The following is a 7027-nucleotide window of genomic DNA, read 5'->3' as shown; positions in this document are numbered from 1 at the left end:
AGCTGGTCGATCTGGGTCTGGGCGTCGGAGCGGATGAGCGGCTTGTCGCCGTCTGTCTGGGCGTGTTGCAGGTAGGCGGCCACTTCCCACGGGCCCCATTGCGCGCTGTGCAGGGCCCAGGCGCTGCGTGAATCAAAGCTGCCCACGCGCGCGCCGAATTCGGTGCCGGGGATGTCGGCTGTGCCCTTGGTGACCAGGTTGATGACCCCGGCGTAGGCGTCGGCGCCGAACATGGCCGAGCCAGGGCCCCGGATCACCTCGACGCGGGCGATGTTCTCCAGCGGCATGCCGGCCCAGCCGTTGCCTCGGTTGCCGATGAATTGCATGGTCAGCGGCATGCCATCGAGCAGGACCAGCGTTTGCGGGTTGAACTGGCCGTGGATGCCGCGGATCAGGTAGAGCGGGTTGTAGCCTTGAACGTTGCGGCTGACGTGCACACCGGGCACGGTCTCCATCACCTCGTCGAGGTCGGTGGCGCCGATGCGGGAGATGTCTTCGGCGGTGACGACGCTGGCCACGGCCGGCGCCCTGCGCAGCGACTGCGAACGCCCGGTGGCGATGCTGACCTCGGGGCTTTGCATGACGACGCGGTCACCGAACGCTGCAGCCAGCTCCTCTTCGTCACGGCTGACTTGTGCCCCGGCGTGAGCGCTCAGCAGCAGGCAGGTCAGGGGGACGCCGAACCGCGTGACGGCTCGCGCACGGGATGCGAGCGGCCGCAGCTTCAAGGGCTCGAGTGAGCGTTGGGTGCGGTGGTTCATGCCGACCCTTCGGTGGGCGGCCTGGCGCTGGCGTCTGGCGAGGTGTCCGAGTTGACTTCGACCTCGCGCTGCCAGCTCAAGCCCAGCGTCTGACCGATCAGGTCAAGCAGCTCCTGGCGGTCGAAGGGTTTGGCCAGGAAGGCGTTGGCGCCGGATTGCTGGGCATCCTGGCGGTGCTGGTCCGAGGCGTTGGCGGTCAGGGCGATGACGGCGATGTCCTGCGTGCCTTGCGTGGCGCGCAGCATCCGGGTGGCAGACAGGCCGTCCAGCACGGGCATCGCCAGGTCCATGAGGACGAGGTCGGGCGGGCAGCGCTGGGCCAGCTGAACGGCCTCCTGGCCGTCGGCGGCTTCGAGGGTGTCAAAGCCCAGCGGACGCAGCATCTCCAGCAGCAGCTGGCGGTTGGTGGTGACGTCATCGACCACCAGCACCAGCTTGCGCGGGCCGTCGTAGCCGATGATGTGGCGGGCCTGAGCGGCCGTGATCGCTTCGGCGTGGACCACGGGCAAGGCCAGGTCGAACCAGAAGCAGCTGCCCGCGCCTTCGCGGCTGTCGAGGTGGATGTCGCCACCCATCAGGCGCACCAGCTGACGGCTGATGGCCAGGCCCAGGCCGGTGCCCTGTGCGCGGCTGTGCGAGTCACCGGCTTGTTCGAAAGGCTCGAAGATGCGCTCGCGGTCGGCGTCGCGCACGCCCGGGCCGCTGTCGCGAACCGAAAAGCGCAACGTGACCTGTTCGCCAGCCAGGGTTCCCGGCACCGGTTCGATGTCGAGACTGACCTCGCCGGCTTGCGTGAACTTCAGCGCGTTGCCCAGCAGGTTGATGAGGACCTGGCGCAGGCGTTGGTCATCGACCAGCACGCCTTGGGGCACCGCGTCGGCACAGTGCATGCGCAGCGTCAGGCTCTTTTGCTGGGCCTTGATGCCCAACACGTTGTGGAGCTGCTGAGCCAGCTGGCGCGGCTGCACGGGCACCGGGACCAGCGCCGTGTGACCTGACTCGATGCGCGAGAGGTCCAGGATGTCGATGATCAGGCGCAGCAGCAGCCCTCCGCTGTCGTGAACGGTCTGCACGATGTGACGCTGGCGCTCGGTGAGCGTGCGGTCCATCTGCAGGATCTGCGCATAGCCCAGGATGGCGTTGAGCGGCGTGCGCAGCTCGTGGCTCATGCGGGCCAGGAAGTCGGTCTTGGCCTGGCTGGCCACCTCGGCGCGCTCCTTGGCCTCTTGCAGCTCGATGGTCCGCTCGCGCACCAGGGCCGAGAGGTTGAGCTGGTGGCGCTGCAGCTCATCGCCCCGCTCCTGCAGGGCCGAGATCATGCGGTTGAAGGCGGTGGCCATGCGCTGCACGTCCTGCGGGCCCTGCACCACCGTGCGCACCCGTGATTCGCCTTGTTCGGCCCGCGACATGGCCTGCGACAGCGATTGCAGCGGGCGGCTCAGCCGCTGGCTCAACCAGCGCAGCATGCCCAGGAACAGCACCGAGATGACCAGCGAGGTGCCAACGTTGACCAGGAAGATGTTGGCGACCGTGTGCGCCAACGTGGCCTTGCTGAGCACCACGGTGACCTGCCCCAGGCGCTCGGCCACCGGGGGTTCGACGTCGAATGGCGTGCTGTGTGGTTCTGACCAGACCGGGGCGACCACGTACCAGGCGTGCTCGTCTTCTGCCGCGAGCAGGGGGGATCGGTCTGCGTCCAGGGGAGCCGGGGGCACGTCCATGCGCTGAAAGTGGGTGCTGCCCTGCGATGCCAGCAACTGGTGGTCGGCGGTGCGCACCTCGATGCGCAGCACGTCGGGGAAGGCCAGCGTGGCCGTCATGGCTTCGCGCACGTTGTCGGGTGAGCCCGACAGCAAGGCCAGTCGGCTTTGTGCGGCCAGGCTGCTGGCGACCTGCAGGCTCTGGTCAAGCTGCTGGCTGCGGACCTGGCGGCTGGCCTGCCAGGCGCTGGCCAACGAAGAAAGCAGCGTCATGCTGAGCACGCCGACGGCAACCACCGCGGACAGCTGCTGCTGGAAAGTCAGGCGCTCGGCCCATCGGGTGATGGGTCTCATGAGCAAGGGGATGCGAGCAGTCGTCATCTCATTGCTCCGGTAAAACAAGGTGGATGGGTTGGGCCGATTCATCGAGGTCGAGACCCAGGTGGCGAGCGGTGCGCACGTTGACGGCGGAGAGCACCTGTCGCAGGGCCTGCATGCCGCGCGGTGGCGGCGTGCCGCCGGACAGGGCTGCCATCGCGGTGCTGCCCAGGTGTCGGCCGAGTTCGAGGTTGTCGGGGTAGAGCGCGAACAGCGCGCCGCGGCGCACGTGCGCCACGTTGCTGGAGAACACGGGCAGGCCTTCGTCCCAGGCGGTGCGCAGCAGCCAGGGCAGCACCACCGAGTCGTCGACGGCGCTGGTGTCCTGGGGCAGCCACAGCGCGTCTCGGCGCACGTTGAGTTGCCCGATGAGTTCCTGGTAGCGCTTGAGCGAGCTTTTGAGGTCCTCGCTTTCGAAGGCGAGCAGCTCCAGCCCGTTTTGCCTTGCGGCCTCGCGCGCCAGGCGGATCAGCCAGTCGTTCTGACGCGGGTTGTGGACGACGATGACGCGACGCGCTTGTGGCACGAAGGCCTTGAGGCGGGTGAACAGCAGGTGGGGGTCGGGCGCCAGGCTGACCACGGTGCCCGACTGGCCATCGGCCTCTGGCACGGACAACACGCCTGCGGCGATGAGGGGCAGCTTGAGGTCGAGCGTGGTGGCGGCTTTGAGGCCACTGCGCCCCAGCGCGATCAGGGCGCGCACATGGCGGCTGCGCAGCTCTTGCGCGAGCGACTCCGGCGCGGACTCACCCGCCAGGGGCAGGCGCAGGATGCGCCCCGCTGTGCGCTCGTCGATGCCGCGCACGATGGCGGCAAAAGCGCTGCGAAAAGGCTCGCCGATCTGAGGGTAGACGACCGCGATGGTGCTGCGGCTGTCGTCGTCAGCAGCCCAGCTCGACAAGGGGGCGGCTGCCACCCCCAGCACGCCGCTGCGCACCAGCTGGATCAGCTCCCGACGTGTCAGCCTGGAGCGAATCGGACATGTACCAGACAAGTCTCACCCCCATGTGGCGGGCCCAGGGTTGCCCGTTCAGCTCCCATGCACACCCGGGGACTCGCGGGGATGTTAACGGATGCTGTTCAGGTCCGGGTCAAGGGTGTGTCTGGATGGCACCCGGTGTGTCGTGATGACGCCTCACCTGGCGCCCACACAGCCAGGCGTCCACCGAGAAGCGACCCGCACCCTGCGTGAGGATGGCCAGGCACATCAGCCCCAGCATCAAGGGCACTTTGAAGCCCAGCCCGCCTTCGGTCTCGATCTGGTTCCAGCCCGCCCAGCCCAGGTCGAAGTGCACCGTGTACACGGCCACCCAGGTGATGAACATCAGGCCCAGCGCGGCCAGGCGGCTCAACAGGCCCAGACCGATGGCAGCACCCAGGACGACTTCGCCCAGGCCGGCGGCGACCCAGTTCAGGTCAGGGCCCAGCCAGGCCAGCATGGGCGGGAAGTCGAGGCCGGCGAACCACTCGGGCGCGGTCAAGCCGGCCGAGACCTTCATGAGTCCGGCCTGGAAAAACTCCTGGGCGACGAACAGCCGCAGCGCGAGCAGGCCCAGCCCGTCGGCGCGTTCACGTGCGCTGGACGCGATCGAGGTAAGTGAGGAATTCATCGTGGAGGTCTCCGTAGAAATGTGAGGTCCAGGCAGACTGGCGCACGAAGTCGGCGATCAGGGCCTGCCAGGCTTCGTCGCCCAGGGCCGTGCGCAATTCGGGGTGGTGGGCCTCGATCATCTGGCTGGCACCGAGTTGAACGAGGTGGCGGTAGACGCGCATGCCGGCCTCGGTGTGGCCCTCGGGCACCACCTCGCTGCGGCCCCTCACGTAGTCGTAGAAGTCGGCTTCAGGCATCGCAGTTCCTGGTTGATGCGGTCGGGGCCGGGCACGTCGTTGTCCCATTCGAGCAGGATGGCCAGGCCGTGCGAGGCTTGCAGTTGGCGGGCCATGGCGGCGGTGTCGGGCTCGACCGGTTCGCTGTGGGTGTCGATGTGCAGGCCGAAGCGGGCGTCGAACTCGTGGCCGGCGACGTGCAGGTAGCTCACGCGCCGGGTGTCCACCCGCGAGACGAAGGCGGCCAGGTCCAGGCCGCCATGGTTCTTGTGGTTGACGGTGATGTTGTTGAGGTCGAGCAGGATCTGGCAGTCGGCCCGCTCGGCGACGGCGGCCAGGAAGTCGGCCTCGGGCATGTCGCAGCGGTTGGTGTACCAGGTGCTGTTTTCGATGGCGATGCGCCGCCCGAGCACGTCCTGCACGTGGCGGATGCGGTCGGACACGCGGGCCACTTCGGCCACCGTGAACGGGATGGGAAAGAGGTCGTAGAGCTGGTGGGCGTCGCCGCTGGTGGCGAGGTGATCGGACACGTGCAGGGCGCCGATGTCCTCGGCCAGTTCACGCAGGCTCAGCAGGAAGTCGCGGTCGATGTGCGCGGGGCCGCCCAGGTTCATGGACACGCCGTGCAGGTGCACCGGGCGGCCCGACGCGATGAGCGCCTTCAGCGGCGCGCGCTCGCGCCGGATCCAGTTCTCGGAGACGACCTCGAAGAAGTCGGCCTCGATGGCCGACATGTCCCAGTCGGCCATCTCGCGTCGGTAACCCAGTCCCACCATGGTGGCGTGTCCTTTCAGTGCTCAGTGACGGGCCGCATTCACTTCTTGGAGCAGGATGCGTCCTTCTTGGCGCAGCCGCCGTCTTTCTTGGAGCAGGAGGCTTCCTTCTTGCCAGCTTCGTCCTTCTTGCCGCAGCTGTGTTCCTTGCCGCTGGTTTCCTTTTTGCCGCAGGAGCCGGCGCCGCACTTGGCGTCCTTCTTGCCGCAGCTGTGTTCCTTGCCGCTGGTTTCCTTTTTGCCGCAGGAGCCGGCGCCGCACTTGGCGTCCTTCTCACCGGCCCAGGCGGTGGTGGCGATGACGGAAGCGGCGATGGCGGCGATGGTCTTGATGTTCATGGTCAGGTCCTTGGTTGATTGACGTGGAGGTGTGGCACGGGTGTGCACGATGCATGTGTCGCACCGAAATGGCAAACCTGACACAAGAATGTGTAACAACACGAACTTGCTTGGGCAGCGGGGATGCTGCAAGGTGAATTGACACCATTGATCGGCGTTGATGCGGCTTTCGCTCGCTTGCTGCCAGGTCCAGGGAAAGCGGACAATGAAATCCCACCTCTGAAACCCTCCGCGCATGAGCACCATCCCAGCTGAGCAGGACGGCATCACCGCCGAGGCCGACGTCACCCTGGCCTACCTCCTGCGCCGCATGCGCAGCAAGAGCGACTTTCCGGCCCTGTCCGCGTCCGTGGCTCGCGTGCAGGCGCTGTCCGAATCGGAAACCGACAGCCTGCAGTCCCTGTGCGACGAGGTCCTCAAGGACGTGGCCCTGACGCAAAAGCTGCTGCGCGTGGTCAACACGGCCCACTACCGCCGTGCGGGCAGCGACCCCATCAGCACCATCTCGCGCGCGGTCAGCCTCATTGGCGTGGGTGGTGTGCGCAACCTGGCGCTGTCGCTGATGCTGCTCGACCACATGCAGGACCAGGGGCACGCCCACCAACTCAAACAAGACTTCCTGCACACGGTGATGGCGGGTACCTTGGCCAGCGAACTCGCCGTCAACCCGCGCGAGGCCGAAGAGGTGTTCGTCGGGGCGCTGTTCAGGCGACTGGGATGGTTGCTGGTGGCCTTCTACCTGCCCGACGATGCCGAGCAGATCCGCCAGCGAGGTGGCGAGCCTGGTTTGGCCTCGACCACCGAAAGCGCCCGCATCGTCCAGCAGGTGCTGGGCGTGGGCCTGGAGGCACTGGCCGATCACGTGGGGCGCGAATGGGGCCTGCCCGCCGACCTGCTGGCCAGCATGCGTTCCCCAGGTGAGGCGGTGCCCACGCATTCGCTCGCAGGTCACCCCAGCCGCGTGCACTGGCTGGCCAGCCTGGCGCAGTCGGCTTCGGACGCCATGTTGCACACGGAGCCGGCTCAGCTGGGCGATGTGCTGCGCAAGCTGCAGCGCCGCTACCAGGTGCCCCTCGGGCTGGATGGAGACGTGCTGCAGGAAGCCGCCGGGCGCTCGCGCCAACGCCTGACCGACCTCACCCGCGCGCTGAACCTGTCGGTGCCAGCGTCCTCACCCGCCGAGCGCCTGCTTGACCTGTATTACGTCGACGCGCCCAACGAGGGGCAGGGAGCGGACGCCACCCCTGGTG

At 67.6% G+C, this 7027-nt stretch carries 8 protein-coding genes; 1 reads left to right on the top strand and 7 read right to left on the bottom strand.

Going from position 1 to position 7027, the window contains the following annotated elements:
• The 7 genes from B2W70_RS07245 to B2W70_RS07215 form a co-directional block, all read right to left on the bottom strand.
• Nucleotides 1-761: TonB-dependent receptor (locus B2W70_RS07245; protein ID WP_286744275.1), on the bottom strand; the 761-nt coding region annotated here is incomplete at its 3' end.
• Nucleotides 758-2842, bottom strand: a complete 2085-nt coding sequence (locus tag B2W70_RS07240) for an ATP-binding protein (RefSeq protein WP_286744273.1) — start codon at nt 2840-2842, stop codon at nt 758-760. The genes B2W70_RS07240 and B2W70_RS07245, both read right to left, overlap by 4 nt.
• Before the next feature lies 1 nt (nt 2843).
• Entirely contained in the window at nt 2844-3833 is a 990-nt protein-coding gene (locus B2W70_RS07235; protein WP_286744271.1) for an ABC transporter substrate-binding protein, read from the bottom strand.
• 97 nt (nt 3834-3930) lie between these two features.
• Nucleotides 3931-4449 carry a DoxX family protein gene (locus B2W70_RS07230; protein WP_286744269.1) on the bottom strand — a complete coding sequence of 173 codons (519 nt, stop codon included), beginning with the start codon at nt 4447-4449 and terminating at the stop codon, nt 3931-3933.
• Nucleotides 4409-4687 (bottom strand): putative DNA-binding domain-containing protein, encoded by a 279-nt coding sequence (locus B2W70_RS07225; protein ID WP_058086656.1) that lies wholly within the window; start codon nt 4685-4687, stop codon nt 4409-4411. The genes B2W70_RS07230 and B2W70_RS07225 overlap by 41 nt, the downstream gene beginning before the upstream one ends.
• Nucleotides 4657-5442, bottom strand: a complete 786-nt coding sequence (locus tag B2W70_RS07220; protein ID WP_286744267.1) for a DUF692 domain-containing protein — start codon at nt 5440-5442, stop codon at nt 4657-4659. Before B2W70_RS07220 ends, B2W70_RS07225 begins: the two co-directional genes overlap by 31 nt.
• A 38-nt stretch (nt 5443-5480) precedes the next feature.
• A complete protein-coding gene (locus B2W70_RS07215) occupies nt 5481-5777 on the bottom strand; it encodes a hypothetical protein (protein WP_286744265.1) in 297 nt (98 codons plus the stop codon).
• A 235-nt stretch (nt 5778-6012) separates the two neighbouring features.
• On the opposite strand from B2W70_RS07215, the gene B2W70_RS07210 reads away from it, so the two are divergent.
• Nucleotides 6013-7027 (top strand): HDOD domain-containing protein (locus tag B2W70_RS07210; protein ID WP_286744263.1); only part of this gene is annotated, 1015 nt, incomplete at its 3' end.

The organism is Aquabacterium sp. UBA2148 (assembly GCF_002328915.1).
Classification (GTDB): Bacteria; Pseudomonadota; Gammaproteobacteria; order Burkholderiales; family Burkholderiaceae_C; genus Aquabacterium; species Aquabacterium parvum.
The sequence above is the reverse complement of the archived record's forward strand: the minus strand, read 5'-3'. Positions and strand labels throughout refer to the sequence as shown.